General features: G+C 61.7%; 17 protein-coding genes. 12 read left to right on the plus strand and 5 right to left on the minus strand.

Features of this window, described 5'->3' with window-relative positions; genetic code table 11:
* Positions 1–322: 322 nt before the first annotated feature.
* Positions 323–814, minus strand: coding sequence for a GNAT family N-acetyltransferase (locus VF672_RS23685; RefSeq protein WP_331107512.1), 492 nt, complete (start codon positions 812–814; stop codon positions 323–325).
* Between the two features lie 605 nt (positions 815–1,419).
* Between VF672_RS23685 and glgA the strand changes: the two genes are divergently transcribed.
* From glgA to VF672_RS23725, 8 genes are all read left to right on the plus strand, one after another.
* The gene (gene glgA / locus VF672_RS23690) at positions 1,420–3,006 is read left to right on the plus strand and encodes a glycogen synthase GlgA (RefSeq protein WP_331107514.1); all 1,587 of its coding nucleotides are present in this window, start codon (positions 1,420–1,422) and stop codon (positions 3,004–3,006) included.
* A 25-nt stretch (positions 3,007–3,031) separates the two neighbouring features.
* A complete protein-coding gene (treZ, locus tag VF672_RS23695) occupies positions 3,032–4,858 on the plus strand; it encodes a malto-oligosyltrehalose trehalohydrolase (protein ID WP_331107516.1) in 1,827 nt (608 codons plus the stop codon).
* On the plus strand, positions 4,848–6,917 hold the full coding sequence (malQ, locus tag VF672_RS23700) for a 4-alpha-glucanotransferase (protein ID WP_331107518.1): 2,070 nt from the start codon (positions 4,848–4,850) through the stop codon (positions 6,915–6,917). Before treZ ends, malQ begins: the two co-directional genes overlap by 11 nt.
* A complete protein-coding gene (locus tag VF672_RS23705) occupies positions 6,914–9,700 on the plus strand; it encodes a malto-oligosyltrehalose synthase (RefSeq protein ID WP_331107520.1) in 2,787 nt (928 codons plus the stop codon). The genes malQ and VF672_RS23705 overlap by 4 nt, the downstream gene beginning before the upstream one ends.
* A 16-nt stretch (positions 9,701–9,716) precedes the next feature.
* A complete protein-coding gene (locus VF672_RS23710; RefSeq protein ID WP_331107522.1) occupies positions 9,717–10,160 on the plus strand; it encodes a DUF2934 domain-containing protein in 444 nt (147 codons plus the stop codon).
* Positions 10,161–10,346: 186 nt separating this feature from the next.
* Positions 10,347–12,533 carry a glycogen debranching protein GlgX gene (gene glgX / locus VF672_RS23715; RefSeq protein ID WP_331107524.1) on the plus strand — a complete coding sequence of 729 codons (2,187 nt, stop codon included), beginning with the start codon at positions 10,347–10,349 and terminating at the stop codon, positions 12,531–12,533.
* Positions 12,534–13,207: 674 nt separating this feature from the next.
* Positions 13,208–13,537, plus strand: a complete 330-nt coding sequence (locus tag VF672_RS23720) for a hypothetical protein (RefSeq protein WP_331107526.1) — start codon at positions 13,208–13,210, stop codon at positions 13,535–13,537.
* Positions 13,538–13,758: 221 nt separating this feature from the next.
* Positions 13,759–14,064, plus strand: coding sequence for a DUF6482 family protein (locus VF672_RS23725; protein WP_331107528.1), 306 nt, complete (start codon positions 13,759–13,761; stop codon positions 14,062–14,064).
* A gap of 102 nt (positions 14,065–14,166) precedes the next feature.
* Here the strand turns inward: VF672_RS23725 and VF672_RS23730 are convergent, their stop codons facing one another.
* The 4 genes from VF672_RS23730 to VF672_RS23745 form a co-directional block, all read right to left on the minus strand.
* Positions 14,167–14,952 carry a sulfite exporter TauE/SafE family protein gene (locus tag VF672_RS23730; RefSeq protein ID WP_331107530.1) on the minus strand — a complete coding sequence of 262 codons (786 nt, stop codon included), beginning with the start codon at positions 14,950–14,952 and terminating at the stop codon, positions 14,167–14,169.
* A 147-nt stretch (positions 14,953–15,099) separates the two neighbouring features.
* Complete coding sequence (locus VF672_RS23735; RefSeq protein WP_331107532.1) at positions 15,100–15,603, minus strand: cupin domain-containing protein; 504 nt, start codon at positions 15,601–15,603, stop codon at positions 15,100–15,102.
* Between the two features lie 79 nt (positions 15,604–15,682).
* On the minus strand, positions 15,683–16,447 hold the full coding sequence (gene tam / locus VF672_RS23740; protein ID WP_331107534.1) for a trans-aconitate 2-methyltransferase: 765 nt from the start codon (positions 16,445–16,447) through the stop codon (positions 15,683–15,685).
* 94 nt (positions 16,448–16,541) lie between these two features.
* Positions 16,542–17,627: a glycoside hydrolase family 3 N-terminal domain-containing protein gene (locus VF672_RS23745; protein WP_331107536.1), complete on the minus strand. Its 1,086-nt coding sequence runs from the start codon at positions 17,625–17,627 to the stop codon at positions 16,542–16,544.
* Positions 17,628–17,927: 300 nt separating this feature from the next.
* On the opposite strand from VF672_RS23745, the gene VF672_RS23750 reads away from it, so the two are divergent.
* The 4 genes from VF672_RS23750 to VF672_RS23765 all read left to right on the plus strand — a co-directional run bounded on the left by VF672_RS23750 (position 17,928) and on the right by VF672_RS23765 (position 21,390).
* The gene (locus VF672_RS23750) at positions 17,928–18,275 is read left to right on the plus strand and encodes a hypothetical protein (protein ID WP_331107538.1); all 348 of its coding nucleotides are present in this window, start codon (positions 17,928–17,930) and stop codon (positions 18,273–18,275) included.
* Positions 18,276–18,479: 204 nt separating this feature from the next.
* Entirely contained in the window at positions 18,480–19,043 is a 564-nt protein-coding gene (locus tag VF672_RS23755) for a type 1 glutamine amidotransferase domain-containing protein (RefSeq protein WP_331107540.1), read from the plus strand.
* 255 nt (positions 19,044–19,298) lie between these two features.
* Entirely contained in the window at positions 19,299–19,964 is a 666-nt protein-coding gene (locus VF672_RS23760) for a glycosyltransferase (protein ID WP_331107542.1), read from the plus strand.
* 85 nt (positions 19,965–20,049) lie between these two features.
* Positions 20,050–21,390, plus strand: a complete 1,341-nt coding sequence (locus VF672_RS23765; protein WP_414705654.1) for an Nramp family divalent metal transporter — start codon at positions 20,050–20,052, stop codon at positions 21,388–21,390.
* The last annotated feature ends 494 nt before the right edge of the window (positions 21,391–21,884 follow it).

Genomic DNA, 21,884 nt, shown 5'->3' on the forward strand with positions numbered 1-21,884 from the left:
ATCGATCACGCGGACCAGATGGTCTTCGGGGATTACTTCGTCGATGGACACAGGAAACAGGCTGGTCTGGTTTCGCGATTCGCCCTGGATATACGCCATAAAAAAATGCCCCGCACCTTTCGATTCGGGGCATTTTCTTAGCTCCGAGACAGGTTGGCTAGGTTTTCACACAATCTGAGTAGGACCGGCTTTAGCCGGGAAGGCTCATTGCGTCACGCCGTAAAAGTGAGGGAACGCATGCGGGCCTCTTCGCCGCTGAGGCCGGTCCCACTAATTGCATCGCATGCATCCCGTGGAATCGGCTTTTGCCATGACGACTCCGCTACAGCGCCTTTTGCCAGAACAAGGCGCGGCCCATTTCCGGGTCGAGCTGGTAGTCGGCAAACCCCAGCTTGCGGTACGCCCCTTTGGCCGCTTCGTTGCCTTCCAGCACTTCGAGGGTGATTTTGCAGCAGCCGCGCTGGCGCGCGATCTCCTCCACCTTGGCCAGCATCTTCTGACTGATGCCCTGGCCGCGCGCCGAGGCGACCACCACCACATCGTGAACGTTGACCAAAGGGCGACAGGCGAAGGTCGAGAACCCTTCGAAGCAATTGACCAGACCCACCGGCTCGCCGGCGATGAAGGCCAGCACGCTGAACGCGTGGGGGCGCTTGGCCAGTTCGACCGCCAGTTGCTCACGGGTGTCCATGGACAGGGACTGCCCGCCGCCCATGGCGTCTTCGGCGTATTGATTGAGCAGGAATCCAATCGCGTCAGCGTGGACTGAATTGCTGTAGCTGGCTTGCAGTACCAGAACCTCAGGGGCTTGCATGGACTTCCTCTACCGCTGGAGAAACTTCAACAGGCGCTCGACCCAGTGGGCCGACGTGCCGCGTGGCGGCGATTCTAACGCCTTGGCCGGAAAAAAATCCCTGGATGGAAGTAGGAGATGTCTCTAATAGGGCAGGCATTTGTCCCGCATGCACCGAGAAAAGGCACCACGATGACCCACCCAAGCCGACGTCCCGCAAAAGCACAGGCGTTGCACCGGAGTAGACCATGGGCCGCGGGATTGTCAAACAATCCGACCGACGGCATCTCTGTAACGAAACCGAGATTCCAGGCGACTCCCCTGCACATTCCAAGGCCTGCGGATCGTTGATGCACCCGCAATTCAAGGCTCTATTGCGACGCAGCCCCGCACGCCAGACAGCGCGCGGAAAAATAGTCGAAACTTCTACGATGGCGCCGAGGTCATGTGAATAGAGCAACTATGCTGCTGAAAAAGCCAAGCAGCGTGCGCCTCACCCTGGTCCCTGAATATGCAGTCGGTAAATGGGTATCGATTTTGCGTAGGTCTTGCGTGCCTGGCCATAGGAAATGGCTGATTACTACTTAAGTGCTGTGCCAACACTGCATATCGAACTGGAGAAAACGATGATTAGTGCCGCTGTCAAAACCCAGAAGGGAGAGAGTTTTACTCAGCCGGCCAGCGAGCTGACCCATCTGCCGGTCTTCGCGACGACGAGCGCACCCGTGCTGCAACTGCCTCCTGTTCAACCGGTGATTTCTTCGGTAACCCGCAAGAAAATCCTGTTCGTGACTTCAGAGATGGCCGACCTGGTGAAAACCGGCGGTCTGGGCGATGTGTCTGCCGCACTGCCGCGCGCCATGCGCCACCTGCACGATGTACGCGTGCTGATCCCCGGCTATCCGCAGGTCATCAACAGCGGCAACCCGATCCACATCATCAGCGAACTGAACGGCCACGCTGCCCTGCCCCCTTGCAAGATCGGCCGGATGGACATGAAAGACGGTCTGGTGGTCTACGTCCTGATCTGCCCCGAATTGTATGAGCGCGAAGGCACACCTTACGGCGACAACGACGGCCGCGACTGGTCCGACAACCACATTCGCTTCGCCCGGCTGGGCCTGGCTGCTGCCGACTTCGCAGCCGGCGCGGTCAAGACTCAATGGTGCCCCGAGCTGGTCCATGCCCACGACTGGCCAGCAGGTCTGGCGCCGGCGTACATGAAATGGCGAGGTCAGACCACGCCGTCGATCTTCACCATTCACAACCTGGCGTACCAGGGCTTCGTGAGCGTGGCTTCCAGCCGTGAGCTGGGCATCCCGGACGAAGCACTGAACCCCGAAGGCATGGAATTTTACGGCCAACTGTCGTTCATCAAGGCCGGCATGGCGTACTCGAGCCACATCACCACCGTGAGCGCGACCTATGCCAAAGAAATCACCACATCGGATTTCGGCTGCGGGCTGGAAGGCTTTCTGCAGAGCAAAGCCGATCGCGGTCAGCTCAGCGGGATCCCTAACGGCATCGACGAAAGCTGGGACGCTGCGACCGACGAGCACCTGATCTGCCGTTTCGCCCCAAATGAATGGACCCGCAAGGAAATCAACGCTGACTACGTGCGTGAACTGTTCGAGCTGGAGCCTTCCACAGGGCCGCTCTTCGCCGTGGTGTCTCGACTGGTTTACCAAAAAGGCCTGGACCTGACCATCGGGGTGGCCGAGCACATCGTCAACAATGGCGGCCAGATCGCAATCATCGGTCGTGGCGAGCCTGACGAAGAAGACGCCATGCGCGCCCTCGCCGCTCGCTTCCCGGGGCAAGTCGGCGTGCGCGTGGGTTTCAACGAAACCGACGCCCGCCGCATGTTTGCCGGCAGCGATTTCCTGCTGATGCCTTCGCGCTACGAGCCTTGCGGCTTGAGCCAGATGTACGCGCAGCGCTTCGGCTCTTTGCCGGTCGCACGCCGCACCGGCGGGCTGGCAGACACCATCGAAGACGGTTGCACCGGTTTTCTGTTTGATGAATCCACCGTAGAGAGCTACATCGAAGCCCTCGACCGCGCTTTCAAGGTCTTCGAGAGCCCACTGCTCCTCAACGCCATGCGATGCCGCGCCATGGCGGCTCCGTTCGATTGGCATAAAGCGGTGGAACCGTACGCCGATCTGTACCAGGAGCTGCTCAAAAAGACCGTCGGCGCGGCGATCCATTATTGATAACGAACTGATTAAGGGGTTACGGATGCCATTGCGCACGGATCAACACTGGCGCCACGGCGCCGTCATGCTCGACCCTCAGCACACCCGGTTCGCCCTCTGGGCGCCGGACGCAAAACAGGTAAGCGTCGAGTTCGAAAACGGGCCTTCCCAGGCCCTTCAGCCAAAACAGGACGGCTGGTTCGTCCTCGATGTCGAATGCAGCGCCGGTACGCGCTACCGCTACAGCGTCACCCTCGAATCTCAAGACCCGCTCACTGTTCCTGACCCGGCTTCCCGGGCTCAGGACGGCGACGTGCATGGCTACAGCATTGTCGTCGACCAGGCTGCCTATCAGTGGCAGCACACCGAGTGGCAAGGTCGCCCGTGGCACGAGGCGGTGATCTATGAACTGCACGTCGGTGCGCTCGGCGGCTACGCAGGCGTCGAACAGCGTCTGCAGCACTTGGTGGACACCGGCATCACCGCGATCGAGCTGATGCCCATCGCGCAATTTCCGGGTGATCGCAACTGGGGCTATGACGGCGTGCTGCCCTACGCCGCCCAGTCCTCCTACGGCACACCCGACCAGCTCAAGCACCTGATCGACACCGCCCACGGGCTCGGACTGGCTGTGATCCTTGACGTGGTCTACAACCACTTCGGCCCCGACGGCAACTACCTGGGCGCCTACGCCAAGCATTTCTTCCGCAGTGACAAGAAGACGCCATGGGGCGATGCGATTGACTTCCGCCCCAGCGAAGTTCGCGACTTCTTCATTGGCAACACGATGATGTGGCTCGAGGAATACCGCTTCGACGGCCTGCGCTTTGACGCTGTACACGCCATCGAGGACCCGACGTTCCTTGAAGACCTCGCCAGACAGGTGCGCGACACCCTGCCCGCGCAGCGTCACGTGTGGCTCACGCTGGAAAACGAGTTCAACGAAGCCGGGCGGATCGCCCAGGGCTACAACGCGCAGTGGAATGACGACGGCCACAATACGCTGCACGTGCTGCTGACCGGCGAGACCGACGCGTACTACACCGACTTTGCGGATCAGCCCACGCAAAAGCTGGCCCGACTGCTGGGTGAAGGCTTCGTCTACCAGGGCGAAGCCACCCGTCACGGGCATACACGCGGTGAGCCAAGCGGCCACCTGCCGCCGACCTCCTTCGTGCTGTTTCTGCAGAACCACGACCAGATCGGTAACCGGGCCTTCGGCGAGCGGCTGATCCAGCTGAGCCCACCGCCCGCGTTGCAGGCGGCCACCGCGCTACTGCTGCTGTCGCCGATGATCCCGCTGATGTTCATGGGGGATGAATGGGGCGCGAGCGAGCCGTTCCTGTTCTTCACCGACTTCCATGACGAACTGGCGGATGCGGTGCGCGAAGGCCGTCGCGGAGAATTCAAGGATTTTGCCGCGTTCAAGGACCCTGCCAAGCGTGAACAGATCCCGGACCCCAACGCCTTGAAGACCTTCGAAGCGTCGCGTCCGGCGTTCGATGCGTTGCTGCTGGAAACCGACAAGGGCCAGGACCATCGCAACTGGCTGGCACTCTACAAAACGCTGCTGGAGATCCGCAGGACCGAGCTATTCCCCCGTCTGGAAGGCGCCAGTGCGCTGGGCGTCAAAGAGTTGGGCGACAAAGCCGTCAGCGCACGCTGGAAACTGGGCGACGGCAGCGAGCTGCGCATTGATCTGAACCTCGGCACCGAGGCGGTCGAGACCGACGACTACGCAGGTTACAGAGTGCTTCATCAATCGCACGGCAAATCCGCAGAACTTTCAACCGCTGCCACCCTCCATCCATACACGGCCGTTGTCAGCCTGAAATCGAGTGATGGTGTGGAGGAACAGGATGAGCAGTGAGCAACTGGAAACGCTGGCGGCCCAAGCGGGCCTGTCGGTTGATTGGAAGGACGCCAACGCAAAGCCACAACGTGTAAGCCCCGAGGTCCTGCGCAAGGTCCTTGGGGGCCTGGGCTATCCCGCCGAGACAGACGCAGAGGTCGAGGCGAGCCTCAAACGCTTGAACGAGGAGAGCGAGTCCACCACGCCGCCGCCTTTGCTGACCGTCGACCATGGCAAGGATCTGGATCTGTCCGCCTGGTTCGCGCCAGCCAGCCCGTTCACGTTGACCCTGGAAGACGGCTCGCAGCTGCAGGCCAGTCTCACTGACAAAGGGGCGCTGCCAGGCCTGGCGACCGTCGGCTATCACCACCTCGACGTCAGCGGTCAGCAGTTGACCGTCGCGGTGGCCCCCAAAACTTGCTACAGCTTGAGCATGGCCGGCAACAAACCGATTGCTCGCGACTGGGGCCTGACCACTCAGCTGTACTACCTGCGCCGCGACGGTGATGGCGGTATCGGTGACACTCAGGGGCTGGAAGCGTTTGTCCGCACTGCCGGTACGCGCGGTGCGTCGGCAGTGGCGATCAGCCCGGTTCACGCGATGTTTTCAAACGACAGCGAGCGCTACAGCCCTTACTCACCGTCCAGCCGGCTGTTTCTCAACGCGTTGTATGCCGCGCCCGGAACGGTGCTCGGTGACCGTGCCGTCGAAGTCGCTATTGAAAAGGCTGGCTTGACCGATGAGTTCAAACGGCTGGAAGCGCTCGAACTGATCGACTGGCCTGCCGCGGCCGCCGCAAAGTGGTCGCTGCTTCGCGAACTGTATGCCGGTTTTGTGGGCAGTGATCACCCCTTCCATGAAGACTTCCAGAGCTTTCGCCGCGCGGGCGGTGAAGCACTTGAAAACCACTGCCGTTTCGAGGCCCTGCGTGAAGCGGGCGATACCTTGGGCATCGGCGGCAACTGGCACGAATGGCCTGAGCAATTTAAGAACCCGCGCAACCCTGCCCTTGATGAATTCGCCGCCGAGCACGGCGAAAGCATTGGCTTCCACGCGTTTGCTCAATGGCTCATCGCCCGCGGCCTGGAGCGCGCTCAGACTGCGGCACGCTCGAGTGGCATGAGTGTCGGCCTGATTGGCGACCTGGCCGTCGGCGCTGACGGTGCCGGCAGTCAAGCCTGGAGTCGTCAGGACGAGCTGCTCTCGGCACTGACCGTGGGCGCGCCGCCGGACATCCTTAACCGCGCCGGGCAAAGCTGGGGCATCTCGGCGTTTTCGCCGACGGGCCTCAAACGCAATGGCTTCCAGGCCTTCATCGAAATGCTGAGGGCCAACTTCGCCCACGCCGGTGGACTGCGCATCGACCACGTCATGGGGCTGCAGCGCCTGTGGGTCATCCCGATGGGTGCGCCGCCAAACGAAGGCGCTTACCTGAATTACCCGCTGGACGACATGCTGCGGCTGTTGAGCCTGGAATCCTGGCGCCACGAGGCGATCGTTCTCGGCGAAGACCTGGGCACGGTGCCCGAAGGCCTGCACGAGAAATTGTCCGAACGCGAGATCCTCGGAATGCGAGTGTTGTTGTTCGAACAGGACAACGCGACGTTCAAGCCGATCATGAAATGGTCCAAAGACGCACTGGCCACCACCAGTACCCACGACCTGCCGACCCTCACCGGCTGGCTGAGTGAACTGGATATTCAATGGAACAAGACACTGGGTTTTGTCGATGACGAAACCGAGCAGGCGATGCGCGACGGTCGCGAACGTGAACGCCAGGGCCTGATCAAGGCGCTCAAGCAGAACTACACGATGCGAAGTGAATCCGCCGCCGACATCATCGACCACAGCATTGCGTATCTCGGCCACACCCAGGCACCGCTGGTGCTGCTCCCTATTGAAGACGCCCTCGGCATCGAAGAGCAGGCGAACTTCCCCGGCACCATCGACAGTCATCCCAATTGGCGACGTCGGCTCATCGGCGACAGCGGTTCTCTGCTGGACAACGCCGATGCCGCACGACGTCTCGAAATTCTGGCAGCGGCAAGGCAACAAGCCGCGGAGCGTGATCAATGACAACCCCGCTTAAATCCCTGCGCGCGACCCAGCGATTGCAGTTTCACAAAGACTTCACGCTGGACGACGCCACGAAGCTGGTGCCGTATTTCGCCAGCCTGGGCATCAGCCACATTTATGCCTCGCCGCTGCTCAAAGCCCGTGCCGGCTCCATGCACGGGTATGACGTGGTTGATCCACGGGTGATCAACCCGGAACTCGGCGGCGAGCCGGCATTGCGCCGTCTGGTCGCGGCGCTGCGTGAAAACGGCATGGGCCTGATCCTCGACATCGTCTCCAACCACATGGCGGTCGGCGGCGCGGACAACCCATGGTGGCTCGACCTGCTGGAATGGGGCCAGCGCAGCCCGTACGCCAAGTTCTTTGACATTCAGTGGAATTCACCCGACCCGCTGCTCAAGGGCCAACTGCTGCTGCCCTTCCTGAGTACCGACTACGGCACTGTGCTGCAAAACGGTGAAGTGCCGCTGCGCTTTGACGCGGCGAACGGCAGCTTTCATGCCGAGCACTATCAGCATCATTTCCCGATCAACCCTGCCACGTATGCGCCGCTGCTGAGGGCTGCCAAGCGCCCTGAGCTCGACGAGCTGGCGGAGCGCTTCGCCCAGCTGGACCACTTCCCGCAAGCCTACGAGCGTGCCCGTCAGACCAAAGCCGAGCTTGCCGAGCAGGTAAAGGCCAAGCCTGAGCTGGTCAAAGCCATCGAAGACGGACTGGCACAGTTCGACTCAAGCAAGCCCGAAGGCTTCGACCGCCTGCACCGTTTGCTTGAGCAGCAGGACTATCGTCTGGCGAGCTGGCGAACCGCCGGCGACGACATCAACTGGCGTCGTTTCTTCGACATCAACGAGCTGGGCGGCCTGAAGGTCGAGCGCTCGCAGGTGTTCGAGGCGACCCACGGGAAGATTTTCGAACTCATCACAGAAGGGCTTGTGGACGGCCTGCGCATCGACCACATCGATGGCCTGGCCGACCCGCGCGGGTATTGCCGCAAGCTGCGCCGTCGCGTCGACAGCCTGATGAAGTTCCGCCCGGCGGGCACTGAGCTGGACCGCCTGCCGATCTTCGTCGAGAAGATCCTGGGCCCTGACGAGCAACTGCGCACGGACTGGAACGTCGACGGCACCACCGGTTACGAATTCATGAACCAGGTGTCGCTGCTGCAGCACGATCCCAAGGGCGAAGCGGTCCTCGGCGAGCTGTGGAGCCGCATCAGCGGGCGCACCGCCGATTTCAATCAGGAAGTGCTGGAAGCCCGTGACCTCGTCCTGCACGGCACGCTGGCGGGGGACTTCGAGAACCTGGCCCAGGCGCTGTTGCAGGTGTCACGCAGTGACGTGATGACCCGTGACCTGACCCTCGGCGCCATACGCCGCGCGTTGCTCGCGCTGGTCAGTAACTTCCCGGTCTACCGCACGTACCTCACCGCCTGTGGCCGCTCCGCTGAAGATGAGCGTTTCTTCCAGCAGGCCATGGACGGTGCCCGCGCGATGCTCAGCGAAGGCGACTGGCCGGTGTTGGATTCGCTCAAACTGTGGCTGGGCGGCGAGAAGCTGCGTGACTACCCGACCGGTCCGTTGCGCGAAATGCGCCGCAAAGCCGGCAATCGCTTCCAGCAGTTGACGTCGCCGGTGGCGGCCAAGTCGGTGGAAGACACCTCGTTCTACCGGTCCGCCGTCTTGCTGTCACGCAACGACGTGGGTTTCCATCCGCAACATTTCAGTGCACCGGTGGAGGCGTTTCATCAGGTCTGCGCGGAGCGTCACAAGACATTCCCCAACAACCTGTTGACCACCGCCACCCACGACCACAAGCGCGGCGAAGACACCCGCACCCGCCTTGCTGTGCTCAGCGAACTGGCGCCATGGTATGCCGAACAGGTGGAGCGCTGGCAGCAGCTCTCGGCACCGCTGAAGTCAGGCGAAACCCACATCAGCCCCGGCGACGAGCTGATGCTGTATCAGGCCATCATTGGCAGCTGGCCGCTGGATCTCGAAGGCGAAGCCGCTTTCGAGGCCTACGCGAAACGCCTGACCCAGTGGCAAGAGAAGGCCCTGCGCGAAGCCAAGCTGCACAGCAGCTGGAGTGCGCCGAACGAGGCCTATGAAACGGCCTGTCGCGAGTTTCTTCAGCACCTGCTGCTCAGCCAGGACGGTGTGGCGTTGCGTCAATCGGTCGGGGCCACGGCCAACCGGATCGCCACAGCTGGCGCCCTCAACAGTCTGGCGCAAACCTTGCTTCGGATGACAGCGCCTGGTGTGCCTGACCTGTATCAGGGCACCGAATTCTGGGACTTCAGCCTGGTGGATCCGGACAACCGTCGTCCGGTCGACTACGCCGCCCGCGAGAGCGCCTTAAAGGCGTCCGCGCCAGTGACCGAGTTGTTGAACCAGTGGCAGGATGGCCGCATCAAGCTGGCGTTGATCGCTCAGGTGCTGAACCTGCGCAACCAATACCCGGCACTGTTCAGTGAGGGCGAGTATGTGCCCCTTGAGGTGGTCGGCGAGAAAGCTGATCACGTCATCGCGTTCGCCCGGGTCACCAGGCAAACGCGGGCAATTGTGGTGGTCCCGCGATTACCGGCTGAACTATTGGGCACTGCGCAAACTCCATTTATCAACGCTGCAAATTGGGGCGATACCAGAATCAACCTGCCGTTCGCTGATTCACATCCAAATTGGAAGGGACTTTTTTCACAGGCTACAGTCACATCCAGCAAGGAAATGTTGCTCAGCGCAGCGCTCAAGGAAATTTCTGTAAACCTGCTTATACAAACCTTGTGATACCGGGAGTGTCGAGATGAGTGCCGACGAAAAAAGAATCAGCGAACTTGCCCACCAGATCTGGGAAACGGAAGGCAAGCCACACGGGCAGGACGCCCGCCACTGGGAGATGGCGCGCAAGCTGGCAGCAGCAGAGGCGAAGTCGCCTAAAAAGCCTGCTGCGAAGACGGCGAAGTCCAAGCTCGACAGCGCAGCAGAACCCAAAGCTGCGGCCAAGCCAGCGGCAAAGGCGGCCGCTAAACCCGCCGCCAAGCCAGCCGCTGACAAGTCGGCCGCAGAAAAACCGGCGAGCAAAGCCGAGTCCAAAGCGGACGGCAAGCCAGCGGCCAAGCCTGTCGCCAAGGCGCCCTCCAAACCCAAGGCCGGCACAAGCAACCTGGGCGTAGCGGCCAAGCCGACCAAGCCTGCCGCCAAGTCTTCTGCCAAGAAGCCAGCCGCAGCGAAGCCACCGGCGCCCTGACCACGTGGCATGACGCGCTAGCGTCGCAACCGTCACTACCTACCGCAGGGATCGCCTCAAAACGATCATCACCCTGCGGTAGTTTTCCATCCTGCTGCTGCCCTTCCGGCGCATTAATGGCGCAGTCCCGTACTGCGGCCGAGGCTTTGTTCGCCTTCAGGAAATCATTCGACTTCAGGAATACACATGAGCACGCAAGACAAGAACGCCGCTACACAGAATGACTCCGGCACCGCTGGCAGCCCCGAAGTCACGGCCTCGCGCATTCGTGAAGGCCTGCCCTTCCCGCTTGGCGCCAGTTGGGATGGTCTGGGCGTCAACTTCGCCATCTTCTCCGCCAATGCCACCAAGGTTGAGCTGTGCCTGTTCGACTCGGCCGGCGAAGTTGAGCTTGAGCGCATCGAGCTGCCGGAATACACCGACGAGATCTTTCACGGCTACCTGCCCGATGCCCACCCGGGGCTGGTGTACGGTTACCGCGTCTACGGTCCTTACGATCCGAAAAACGGCCACCGTTTCAACCACAACAAACTGCTGATCGACCCCTACGCCAAGCAGCTGGTTGGCGAGCTGAAGTGGTCTGAAGCGCTGTTTGGCTACACCATCGGTCACCCCGATGACGACCTGAGCTTCGACGAGCGCGACAGCGCCCCGTTCGTGCCCAAGTGCAAAGTCATCGACCCGGCCTACACCTGGGGCCGCGAGCAGCGTGTAAACGTGCCGTGGGACAAGACGATTTTCTACGAGACCCACACGCGCGGCTTCACCATGCGCCATCCTTCGGTCCCTGACGAAGTCAAAGGCACGTTCTCCGGCCTGATGGTCGACGACGTGATCCAGCACATCAAAGGCCTGGGCGTCACTTCAGTCGAGTTGCTGCCGATTCACGCGTTCGTCAATGACCAGCACCTGCTCGAAAAAGGCATGACCAACTACTGGGGCTACAACACCCTGGCGTTCTTCGCGCCCGACCCACGTTACCTGGCTCACGGCAAAATCGCCGAGTTCAAGGAAATGGTTGCGCACATGCACCACGCCGGTCTGGAAGTGATTCTGGACGTGGTCTACAACCACACCGCCGAAGGCAACGAGCGCGGCCCTACCCTGTCCATGCGCGGCATCGACAACGCCTCGTACTACCGCTTGATGCCAGATGACAAGCGCTACTACATCAACGACTCCGGCACCGGTAACACCCTCGACCTGAGCCACCCGTGCGTGCTGCAGATGGTCACTGACTCGCTGCGCTACTGGGCGACCGACATGCACGTGGACGGCTTCCGCTTCGACCTGGCCACCATCCTCGGTCGCTACCACGATGGTTTCAGCGAGCGTCACAGCTTCCTCGTGGCCTGCCGCCAGGACCCAGTGCTGCGCGAGGTCAAGCTCATCGCCGAGCCGTGGGACTGTGGCCCGGGCGGCTATCAGGTCGGCAACTTCGCGCCGGGCTGGGCGGAGTGGAACGACAAGTTCCGCGACAACATCCGCGCGTTCTGGAAAGGCGATGAAGGTCAATTGGCCGATTTTGCCAACCGCATGACGGCGTCCGGCAATTTGTTCAACCAGCGCGGCCGTCGTCCTTACGCGTCGGTGAACTTCATCACCGCCCACGATGGCTTCACCTTGCATGACCTGGTGTCATACAACGACAAGCACAACGAGGACAACGACGAAAACAACCAGGACGGCAGCAACGACAACCGCTCCTGGAACTGCGGCGTTGAAGGCCCGACGGACGATCCGGAAATCAACGCGCTGCGTCTGCGGCAGATGCGCAACTTCTTCGCCACGCTGCTGTTCGCCCAAGGCACGCCGATGGTGGTCGCTGGTGACGAGTTTGCCCGCACCCAGCACGGCAACAACAATGCCTACTGTCAGGACAGTGAGATCGGCTGGGTCAACTGGGATCTGGACGAAGACGGCAAGGCGCTGCTGACGTTCGTCAAACGCCTGATCAAGCTGCGTCAATCGCACCCTATCCTGCGTCGCAGTCGCTTCCTGGTGGGTGATTACAACGAGGAGCTGGGCGTCAAGGACGTGACCTGGCTTTCGCCAAGCGGCGACGAGATGAGCACCGAGCAGTGGGAAGATCCGAATGGCCGTTGCCTGGGCATGCTGCTGGACGGCCGCGCACAGGAAACCGGTATTCGTCGTCGCGGCTCCGAAGCGACGTTGCTGCTGCTGGTTAACTCGCACCACGACGGCGTCAACTTCACGCTGCCGGAAGTGCCGGAAGGCCTTAACTGGACCAGCCTGATTGACACCAATCAGCCGGAAATCAGCGGCAAGGACGTGTTCGAGTTCGGCTCCGAGTACACGGTGACACCTCGTTCGCTGCTGCTGTTCAAGCTGCAGAAGGAAGACCAGGCGTAAGCAAACGACGCCTGTTTTACTAGCGACACCCACTTGCCCGCGACCGGGTCAGTCAGCCAGATGAACAGGCTGGCTGACCTGCTCGCGGGCAAGTCTCGTTACGCCCCCCTGCTTTGCCTCCTCGCTTCAAGCCTGTCCGCCCAGTCCTGCCTTCCCCCCGATTTCATTGACTTTGTAGTCACGAATCGACCTCCGTGTTCTGAAACTACAAATTATGTAGTGCTTTAAAATAATCACTACAAAAGCGTTGACGAGGCTGTTTGCCGACGGCATAGTTCAGGCGTCTCCCCGATCGGGAGAGCTGGCAAAAATATTCCGGGCCCGCTCGACACAGCCGTCGAGCCACCTCTGGATGTGTGCTGCCCACAAGGCAGATTGATGAAGCCGAACCGGCAAGATCGCCCTACCAGGCCGAGCGCTGGCGACACGTCCTCATGACACTTGTGGTCGACCACCCAGTCGCCCGTGTCGTGAACGCGTCCGCCCTCCTCGCCCTCCCGGTACGATCTTTCCCGGCTCCCTCAATATCCACACCCTTGCGGCCCGGCACCGGCTCTGTGTACCGACGGACCTTGCTTGTCAGCGTTGGAAAGGACTGCGGATCGATGGACGATTCGCCATTGCGTTTGAACTCACTCGTCAGATTAACCAGTGGTCAAAAAGGGGTAACAACCATGAACCTGAACAACCAACCTACCATTGATCAATTGGCCCGACTGTTCGCCGCACGCAAGGATTCCCTTGATAGCCACATCCTGTGGGTGTGCGAAGAAGGCAACGTGCACATGGACGGCCTGGGCGCCTGCACCGAGGAGCAGCAATTCGAGGACCAGCACCCGCACATGCGTGCCCGCCTGAAGATGTACCGCAAGGGGCACGGTTACGTCGGCAAGAAGGCGGCGGCGGACAAGCAGTTCCTCGGGCAGGTGCTGGAGACGCTGAGCAGTGAATGGGGCGCCGTGCAGCAAGCGCCTGGCCTGCGCGTCATCGACAAGCTCTGCTGAGTGAAGCGCCGTTGCCTGCCCGTTGTTGACGGGCAGGCAGCGGTGGCCTTCTGAGGTGCTCAGCCCTTTGCAATCCCACTCGCCAACAGCCCCACGTCCGCCTACTCCGTTTTGCCTTGAACTTGGCGCCGCGCTGCTCTTCCAATGCAGGCGAGCCGTCTGACGGTTACGCCTCATTCCCTGGAACAAACAACGCCCGCGTGCGTAATAAAGGTGCCGTAATGGATCTGGACAAGCTCAGCAAACACGTCAAAGCCGGCGAGATCACCGAGATCAATTTGGTCTCGGTTGAAGGTGGTTCTTATGTGATTCACGGGGTAATGGACGGCCAGTCCCACGCCATCTCCAGCCCCGACGGCAAAGTGTTGCACGTGGCCTCGGTGGAAGAAGCCCGCAAGTGCCTGTCGTCGACGGAGGAGGTGCCGCTGTTCATCGTGCACCCGGTGGTCTACGACGAAATGGTCGGCCAGCCGCACTCGACAGCCGAAGCACCGCGTGAGCCGATTCCGTTTCGCTCGGCCCATTGACCTGAGTGCGCAGTGCTTCCCGGCAGACCCGGCATCAGCCGGGGAAGGCCGATACAGGCATCGACCAGAGTCATCTGCACCCGACCCGCGCACTCCCGCCCTTCAAAACGCCAGCTTGTACCCGATCATCAGCAGCATCAGCGCCAGGCACGGACGCAGGATGGCGTCGGGTATGCGGCCGGTGAGGTGGCTGCCGATGTAGATGCCGGGCAGCGAACCCATCAACAGGTAGCCCAGCATCGCCCAGTCCATGTTGCCCATGCTGGCGTGGCCGATCCCGGCGATCAGGGTCAGGGGGACGGCGTGGGCGATTTCGGTACCCACCAGACGACGCGTTTCAAGGAAGGGGTACAGCAGAAACAACGCCACCGTGCCGAGTGCCCCGGCGCCAATGGACGTCAGTGCGACCATGACCCCCAGGACAACGCCGGTCAGGACCGTCAGCCCGTTCAGGCTCTTGCTGCTGAGGCGATAACGATCAGCTGCATGACGTTGCGCGAACGCCAGCAGACGTTTCTTGAAGAAAATCGCCAGTGCAGTCAGCAGCAGCACCACGCCCAGCGCTTGCTTGATCACCAGGTTCATGGCGTCCGGCGCGGTGTGCAGGCTGCTCAGAAACCACAGCGTCAGCCCGGCGGCCGGCACGCTGCCCAACGTCAACCAGCCGGTGATACCCCAATCGATGTTGTCGTTTTTCTTGTGGACCAGCACGCCGCCGCTTTTGGTGATGGCGGCGTACAACAGGTCGGTGCCCACCGCCGTGGCGGGGTTGATACCGAACCACAGCAAGATCGGAGTCATCAGCGATCCCCCGCCCACACCCGTCATGCCCACGATAAAACCGACCACCAGTCCTGCGACGACGAAACCTGCGTTGCCAAAATCCATTGCTCTGCCTGACTGCACTTTCAAAAGCCGGCGGGCAGGATAGCGATGTTTGCTCTAACGACCGCTGGTTTTCTTATATCGGCGCTAGATCGAGACGTTCTATGGTTATAACCAGATTGAGCACAGCGCGATCCCCGGTCCGGTTTTTCAGGGCTCGCCTTCCCAGTAATCCAGCGTCGCGTCAGGGCGCTGCACGGCGGTAAACGCCCGTGCGCCGTTAAGGGTGACCATCGCCTGGTACTTGCCGGAGTCCGGGTACTCGCACACTTCCGGCGTCTCACGGGTGCTGATGGACAGGTACTTGAGCGGCGCGTCAGACGTGTTGATCAACTGGTGGGGATACGCCGGCCCCGGCGGAATGAAGATCACATCGCCGCTGCGGATCGGCAGCATTTCCCCCGCGACACGCAACGTGCCCTGCCCATCGAGGATGACGAACATCTCTTCCTGGGCGTAATGAAAATGGTAAGGGCACGAGCGCTTGCCCGGCGCGACGATGTCCACCGATGCGCCGAGCTTTTGCGCGGCGGTGTCGGTGCCCAGCCGGGCAGCATGGCTTTCGTACAGCGGGTCGCGGCGCTCGTGGTGCAGTGGCACGTCATTAACGTTGCGGATCAGGCGCGCGGCCAGGGCAGCGGGGTCATTGCTCACGGCGTACTCCAGTAGAAACGGCGATGCCCATCAAGGGCGGCATAAATGTGCGCTGTAGGTCTTCGTGACGGGATGCGCTCTAACGCGTGGCGACGATGAACAGCCGCGGGAATGGCAGCAGCACCGTGCCGTCGTCCAGTGCCGGGTAGGCCTGGCTGATCGCGTGCAGGTACGCCTCGAGAAATTCCTCCTGCTCAGCCTCCCCCAGCTTTTGCAGATAAGGCCGTAACGCCGAGCCCTTGAACCACTCCACCACCGCCGCGTGACCGCCGCTGAGGGGATGGTGATACGTGGTGCGCCAGACATCGACCTCGGTGCAGTGCCCGCGCAGCAGTTGGAAGTAATACGCCGCCGGGTGTCGGTCGGGGTGCTTCACGTCACCAATCCTGTCGACCCACTGCGCACTCGCGGCGATGTCTCGTGCCAGGCGATGGGCAGGCTCCTCCAGATTGTCCGGCGTCTGGACGGCCAGCACGCCACCGGGATTGAGCAGGCTGACCAGCCGCGGGTACAGAGCCGCATGGTCGGGCACCCATTGCAGCGAAGCATTGGCGAGTATCACGTCGTAGCGCTGCGCCGGCTGCCAGGTGCCGATGTCGGCCCGTTCAAATACTACGTTCGGCAGCCGCTGGCGGGCTTCGCCCAGCATGTCGTCGGAACTGTCCAGCCCGCTCACCGTGGCGTCCGCGTAGCGCTCGGCCAGCACTTCGGTCGAGTTGCCAGGGCCGCAGCCCAAGTCCACCGCCGTTCGCACGCCGGCCAGAGGGATGGCGGCGACGAGGTCGCGTACCGGTCGGGTGCGTTGCTGCTCGAACAGGGAGTACTGCCTGGCGGACCAACTCATCGGACATTCCTTCTCGGTCTGGGGAGTGGCGAGAGTAGAACGCGCGAGTCGGGAGTACAAATCGGGAAACCGGCAAGCGCTCAGGGGCGGGCCATCAAATCGTGACCCTGCAGGTGAGATGACCGCCTGAAACCGGGTAAGACACGTACAGGCCTGACGCCACCTGGACACGAGAAGCAAGGGCCTGGTCACGAACCTTCTGCGCTGCCGCCAACAGCTGTCCTGCAGCCAGGCGTCCATTGGACACTGCATCGACAAGCGCCTGAGCAATGTCGTCCAGGCCCGCTTCGGCTGACACCAGCAACAGATGCGCACCGGCATTCAGCGCGGCGATGGCGGCGTCGGCGGTGCTGTTGCCGCGCAGGATGGACACAGCGTCGAGGTCGTCGGACACGATCAGCCCGTCAAATCCCAACGCGTCACGCAGCAGGCCGATCACCGCCGCCGAGGTGCTGGCCGACTGGTGCGGGTCCAGCGCCGGAAACACCGCAGGCCCGGGCATGATGGCGCCGACGCCTGCTGCGATGACCTGCCTGAACACGTCCAGCCCGTTGCCGAGCGCAGCGGCGTTGTCGGGCACCGACGCCTCGGCCACCGCCGGGTCCTGCTCGACCTGGTAATGACCGGGGAAGTGCTTGGCCGTGGCGATCACACCGGCGCGCTGCACGCCGCGAATGAATGCGCAGGCGATGCGCGCCACTTCCACCGGATCGGGCCCGAGATGGCGCTGATGCAGCCACGGATTGATGCCAGTGACGACGTCGACAATGGGTGCCAGGAACAGACTGACGCCCATGACCCGTGCCGCGCTGGCCATTTCATAACAGCGCGCCTCGATGTCTGCGCCGCTCATGGAGGTCAGTTGCGCCGCGGCCGGCATGCCGGGTACCAGACCGTGCAGACGCTGGATGCCGCCAAGTTCTTGATCGACAGCAATCAGCACCGGCGCCGCTGCACAGACCGCCGCCTCCCTGGCGATGGCAGAAAATTGCGCATGGGTTTCGGCCCGGCGGCGCTCGAAACTCATGCTTCGGGCCAGGTATTCATCGCGCGTTTCGCCCAGCAGTACCGACACGCCGCCGGCTTGCAGGTGGCGCCGCACGGGCTCATCAAGCGTCAGGCCCGCAATCGCCGGCATCAGAACTGACCGTGCAGCCCGTTGCAGTTCGTCGTGTGGCATGTGGTCTCCGTCGATCAGGGCAATGAGGGGTGAGCGTCACTCGGCTGTGAGTGCTCGTTTTTGCTCACTTTACTAGGCATCCGCGCAATGTCAAACGCAACGAGCATATTAACAATCACAATCGAGCAGATGAAATGTGCTATCAGAATGGCGTTGCGACCTGTTCTCAGCGGTGCCATTGCCGTGTGGCGAAACCTGAAAAAATTCTGAACGCCCGCTTCTCATTTGCTCGGTTGCTGGTCAACATAGGCGCCCATCGACCCGATCGAACCGTACCGTTTTCTTATTCAGGATGAATTGATGCGCCGTTTATTTCCGTACTCACTGCTGAGCTGCGCCATGGCCGTGGTGCTGGCGGGTTGCAGCTCGACGCCGAACAACCCGTCGTTCAATTTCGATACCACCAAGACGCCGTCTGATTACGCCAAGTGCATCTACCCCAAGTGGCAGCAGATCCACCCCGGCACGACCCTGACCGAGAGCAAGGGTCACTACAAACTGCTGATCTCCGGAAAGATCGCGTCCGATGAAATTCTCGAGGTCTACAAAGGCAACCCCAACACCCGGGTGTTCCTGTACCAGCGCGCGCCGCTGTCGTCCGCTTTTGGCCGCAACGCGCTGGAAAAAGCAGTCCGCGAGTGCCTGTGATGACGGTGTGCATTCCGCTGCGCCGTTTCGTCGCACGACGCGGACCGAAGTGACCGAAATCCGGGGGCTCGGCGGTAGCCCTGCCCCGTACCCCGCAAATCCCGAGACGCAATCGGGCTGAACTTTTGCTTTTGCGGCTTCCTCTGAAAGTGACACCGCATGCCGATGGCACGCGTCGTTCCCATTTAAGAGGAAACCGAAAGCATGAGCACTCAACTGAACGGCAAGAAGGTTTTGATCATCACGTCCAACACCGGGATTGAGCGCGACGAGCTGCTTAAGCCGCTGGAGGCATTGAAGGGCCAGGGCGCTGCGGTGACCCATGCCACGATCAAAGGCGGCGACGCGCAATTGTTCCTGCACGACACCGACAAGGACGCGGTTGTGACGTCCGATGCCAAGCTGGCGGACCTGTCTGCCAACGATTTCGACGCACTGGTCATTCCCGGCGGCACCGTCAACGCCGACACCCTGCGCCAGGACAGCGATGCGCAACAGCTGGTCAAGGCGTTCACCGACGCTGGCAAAATCGTCGCGTCGATCTGCCACGGTCCCTGGCTGCTGATCGATGCCGGCGTGGTCGAGGGCAAAACCCTGACCTCCTACCCGAGCGTGCGCACTGACCTGGTCAATGCAGGGGCCGCCGATTGGGTCGACGCCGAGGTCAAGGAATGCCCCGCCAACGGCTGGACCCTGATCACCTCGCGCACCCCGGACGATTTGCCTGCCTTCAACGAGGCCATCGCAAAAGCGCTGCTGGCCGGCTAAGGCTGTATTGGCAAGCCATCAAGCAAGACGCATCGACGCCGCTGATCAGCGGCGTCGATGCGTTTGGCGGCACGCTGTAATGAACACCAACCGTGTGGCGTGCGTTGGCGCCGGCTGGCTTTGTGGCACGGCCTGAAAGCCGGACAAGCGAAGCGGCTTTCTTCGGAAACGAAAATACTTGAAACCAAAATTCAACCGCTTCGGTCGACATCGAAGGACGCCGCGATCAGCGCGGTGTCGAGACGAGACACTTCGATGATTGCCATTGTTGTACCCGCGCACAACGAAGAAGACCTGCTGGGCGATTGCATCAAGTCCCTCATCGCCGCCTCTGTTCACGAGGACCTGAACGGCGAACCCGTGGAAATCCTCATCATGCTCGATGACTGCTCCGATGGCTCGGCCCGGGTCGCCGCGATCCATGGCGTCACTGCCCATGAATGCACGTATCGGAACGTCGGCATGACCCGCGCGGAAGGCGCCCGAATGATGCTCGAACGCGGCGCTCGCTGGCTGGCGTTCACCGATGCCGACAGCGTCGTGCCCTACGCCTGGCTGGCACATCAGGTCACCCTGGAGGTGGACGCGGTGTGCGGCATCGTCGACATTGATGACTGGTCCGGTCATTCCGACCTCGTGCGTCAACGCTACGACGCGCTGTACCGGCCGGTTGATGATCATCGTCACGTTCACGGCGCCAACCTGGGCGTGGACGCGCAGGCGTATCAGCGGGCCGGCGGGTTCAAGGCGCTGGCGGTCCACGAGGACGTGCACCTGGTGGCCGACCTCGAACGCACTGGCGCTTCGATCGCCTGGATTTCCGGGAACAGCGTGACGACCAGCGCACGAAAAGACTACCGGTGTGAGGAAGGCTTTGGGGATTATCTAAACTCACTGGCAGCGACATCGTTGCCACGTTGAGCATGCCTGCTCGATGCGCTAAAACCGGACCGTAGCACCGAGGTGCCCTGCCCATTTGTGTTTCTATCCCTTGAATGATTCAACGCTGGAATCCCGAATGACGCCCATCGATCATCCTGCCAGCCCCGGCGACGAGACACTTGGCGGGGGCATGCCCAGCGCCAGTGTCGCGATGCCCAAAACCGGCAACTGGTTCAAGCGCCTGCTGGCCTTCACCGGCCCTGGCTATATGGTCGCGGTGGGTTACATGGACCCGGGCAACTGGGCCACCGACATCGCCGGTGGATCGAAATTTGGCTACCTCCTGCTTTCGGTGATTCTGCTGTCAAATTTGATGGCGATTGTCCTGCAGGCACTGTCGGCGCGGCTGGGCATCGTCACCGGTTGGGATTTGGCACGCGCCTGCCGCGAACGCTGCAGCCGGTCGGTGTGCATCGCGCTGTGGATCGCCTGCGAAATCGCGATCATCGCCTGCGACCTGGCCGAGGTGATCGGCACCGCCATTGCGCTGAACCTGCTGTTCGGCATTCCGCTGATCTGGGGCGCGGTGATCTCGGCAGTCGATGTGTTTTTGATCTTCCTGCTCATGGGCCGCGGCTTTCGGGCGCTCGAGGCGTTTGTCATTGCTCTGCTGTTGGTGATCTTTGCCTGCTTCGCGATCCAGATGGTGCTGGCCCGGCCTGATCTGGCAGAGCTGTTTGCCGGCTTCATTCCCAAGGCCGAAGTGGTGACCAATCCCGAGGCGCTGTATCTGGCAATTGGCATCATTGGCGCGACGGTGATGCCCCACAACTTGTACCTGCACTCGTCCATCGTGCAAACCCGCGCCTACCCGCGCACCGATGAAGGTCGACGCATCGGCCTGCGCTGGGCAGTGACCGACAGCACCATTGCACTGACCCTGGCGTTGTTCGTCAATGCGGCGATCCTGATTACCGCGGCGACGGTGTTTCACAAGGCCGGCAAGACCGACGTGGTGGAGATCGAACAGGCCTACCATCTGCTTTCGCCGATGCTGGGGGTGGGCATGGCGTCGATGCTGTTCGGCGTGGCACTGCTGGCGTCGGGGATCAACTCCACGGTCACTGCGACCCTGGCCGGGCAGATCGTCATGGAAGGCTTTTTGCGCCTGCGCCTGCCGGGCTGGATCCGCCGCCTGCTGACGCGCGGTCTGGCGATCATTCCGGTGATCGTGGTGACAAGCTTGTATGGCGCCCAGGGCACCGCGAAGTTGCTGGTGCTGAGTCAGGTCATCCTGTCGATGCAACTTCCGTTTGCCATCGTGCCGCTGGTGCGCTTCGTGTCAGACCGCAAGCTGATGGGCGACTTTGTTACCGGGCCAATCCTGACAACCCTGGCGTGGGGCATCGCCCTGTTGATCATCGTACTCAACGTCGTGCTGCTGCTGGGCGCGTTCGGGGGTTGAGCGTCGGACAGTGTCAGAGGGAGCTTGCTTGCGAAGGCTTTTGTCATTAACTGCCTGTTCAGGGTCCCTACTGCAGCCTTCGTGAGCAAGCTCACTCCCACAGGTTTTGCATGCCCTGCGATTATCGGGTCAGGCCAAATCCCAGTGGGACCGGCTTCAGCCGGGAAGACGCCGGATCAAACACCCTAACTTTTGCGGTGTGGCAGGTGACGCCTTCCCTGCTGCAGCCAATTCCATCAACGCGCCGCGGACAATCCAGTGGGACCGGTTTCAGCCGGGAAGAGGCCAGATCGAACACCCTCACTTTTGCGGTGCGGCGACTGACGCTTTCCCGGCTGAAGCCAGTCCCACAAAGGCGCCGCGGACCTCCAGTGGGACCGGCTTCAGCCGGGAAGAGGCCAGATCGAACACCCTCACTTTTGCGGCGTGGCAGCTGACGCCTTCCCGGCTAAGCCGGTCCCACAAAGCACCGCGGACCTCCAGTGGGACCGGCT

It is taken from the genome of Pseudomonas sp., assembly GCF_036387035.1.
Classification (GTDB): domain Bacteria; phylum Pseudomonadota; class Gammaproteobacteria; order Pseudomonadales; family Pseudomonadaceae; genus Aquipseudomonas.